Source organism: Lapillicoccus sp. (assembly GCF_036559105.1).
Taxonomy (GTDB): Bacteria; Actinomycetota; Actinomycetes; order Actinomycetales; family Dermatophilaceae; genus Lapillicoccus.
Genome location: NZ_DATBTV010000132.1, coordinates 1 through 2,014, shown reverse-complemented (window position 1 = coordinate 2,014; position 2,014 = coordinate 1). Strand labels below are relative to the sequence as shown.

Below are 2,014 nucleotides of genomic sequence, written 5' to 3'. Positions count from 1 at the left end.
ACGGCCGCGCGTTGGGGCGGATACCGGAACGGCGGCGAGGGTCTGGGAAGGTGGGTCCGTGACGGTACGGGTCTGGGTGAACGGGCACCTGCGCGGCGACGAGGCGAGCCTCTCGGCGCTGGACCACGGCGTGACCGTGGGCGACGGAGCCTTCGAGACCCTGAAGATCGTCGACGGCCGGCCGTTCGCCCCGACGCGACACGCCCGGCGACTGGACCGCTCCCTGACCGGCCTCGGTCTGCCGCCCGCCGACCACGGCGTCATCGCCTCGGGCGTCGGCGCGGTGCTGGGCACCGGCCCGCCGATCCCGTTCGGACGGCTGCGCTACACCGTGACGGCCGGGGTGGGCCCCCTCGGATCCGACCGCACCGCCACCGACTCGTCCGGACTGACCTACCTCGTGACCGCCGGGGACCAGGCGCGCCCGCCGGAGTCGGGCAAGGTGGTCGTCGTTCCGTGGACGCGCAACGAGCGAGCGGCGACGGCCGGACTGAAGACCACGTCCTACGCCGACAACGTCGTCGCACTGGCCTACGCGAAGGCGCGCGGCGCGTCGGAGGCGATCTTCGGCAACACCCGCGGTGAGCTGTGCGAGGGAACGGGATCCAACGTCTTCGTCGTCATCGACGGGGTGATCGTCACGCCGCCCGTCGACTCGGGCGCGCTGGAGGGCATCACCCGCGGCCTGGCCCTCGAGTGGTGCCGGGAGGACGGGCTGGCGGTGGACGAGCGCGCCCTGCCGCTCGACGTCCTGGAGACGGCCGACGAGGTCTTCATCACCAGCTCGACGCGCGACGTGTTCGCCGTCCACGCGGTCGACGACCGGCAGCTGGCGCCGGGACCGGTGACCAGCCGGGCCGCCAAGATCTTCGCGGCCCGCGGGTCCGAGGACCTCGACCCGTGACCGAGCAGCGGCGCTACCCCAAGGGTGAGGCCCCCGAGGACCTCGACGACAACATCACCCTGGACGCGAACGACGACCGGTGGGAGTGGCGTCGGCGGATCCGGTCCAACCCGGCGTCTCACCGCGCATACCGCACCGTCGTGGCCGTGCTGGGGCTGGTGGTCGTGGTCGTCGGTCTCATCGCCGTGCCGGCACCCGGACCCGGCTGGCTCATCGTCTTCATCGGCGTCTCTATCTGGGCGTCCGAGTTCGAGTGGGCGCAGCGCCTTCTCTACTGGGGAAAGGCCCGGTTGCGTGACTGGGAGCGGTGGCTCCGGTCGAAGCCCTGGTGGGTGAGCGCGCTCGTCGCCCTCGGCACCGCCGCCATCGTCGCCGCTGTGTTCTGGGCGTACCTCGCGTGGGCGGGGTCACCGGCCTGGCTGCCGGACCGGGTCGAGGAGTGGCTGGACCGGCTGCCTGGCGTCGCCTGACCGCTCCTATCGAGGCCGGATTGCGTGAACCGTGGACGCTACGGATATCCTCGGTGCCGCCGTTCCGGGACGTGTAGCTCAGTTGGTTAGAGCGTTCGCTTCACACGCGAGAGGCCAGGGGTTCGAGTCCCTTCACGTCCACCACCTCAATCTGGGCCTGACCTGCGCAAATACGGTTTGACTCCACATCCCCAGTGCACGGCGTGTCAGATACGTGTCAGATGTCGACGCAGGGGATGGGCCGGAACGACCCGGTGGTAGGAGGCGTCAGTGCCGGCCGTGAGTCCCCTCGTGCCCGACCCGGCCAAGCGTGGAGAAGTCTCACGGGCTCTCAAATAGGGGGTACTCAAGTCGACGTTTAGCCCTTGAGGGCAGTTCTGCCACGGCGTCGCGATGAGCTCGAACTGGTGCACCAGCCAACGGATGACGACGACCTCGGACGGCGGCCACGGCCACTCGCAGCGCCACCCCATGGGCGAGCCATCGGGCGAGCCACACCGGTCGGTCCCCGTCGGCTGGTGTCATATGGGCCATCGTGCGGCGTTCTTGCCGCCGAGGTGGGCGCGTTGCGACCTAGCGATAGTCGAGGCTACTGGGGGGCATCGGCAGTTGTGGTGGGCCTCCTGGCTACGGCTGGGTG

General features: G+C 70.4%; 2 protein-coding genes and 1 tRNA gene. All 3 read left to right on the top strand.

Translation table 11 applies throughout. The annotated features are described in order from the left end of the window. Positions 1-58: 58 nt before the first annotated feature. The 3 genes from VIG79_RS16460 (at position 59) to VIG79_RS16450 (ending at position 1,518) form a co-directional block, all read left to right on the top strand. Positions 59-904, top strand: a complete 846-nt coding sequence (locus VIG79_RS16460) for an aminotransferase class IV (RefSeq protein WP_331887575.1) — start codon at positions 59-61, stop codon at positions 902-904. Next, positions 901-1,374 (top strand): TIGR02611 family protein, encoded by a 474-nt coding sequence (locus VIG79_RS16455; protein WP_331887573.1) that lies wholly within the window; start codon positions 901-903, stop codon positions 1,372-1,374. The genes VIG79_RS16460 and VIG79_RS16455 overlap by 4 nt, the downstream gene beginning before the upstream one ends. Before the next feature lie 67 nt (positions 1,375-1,441). After that, a tRNA-Val gene (locus tag VIG79_RS16450) sits at positions 1,442-1,518 on the top strand. Positions 1,519-2,014: the final 496 nt, after the last annotated feature.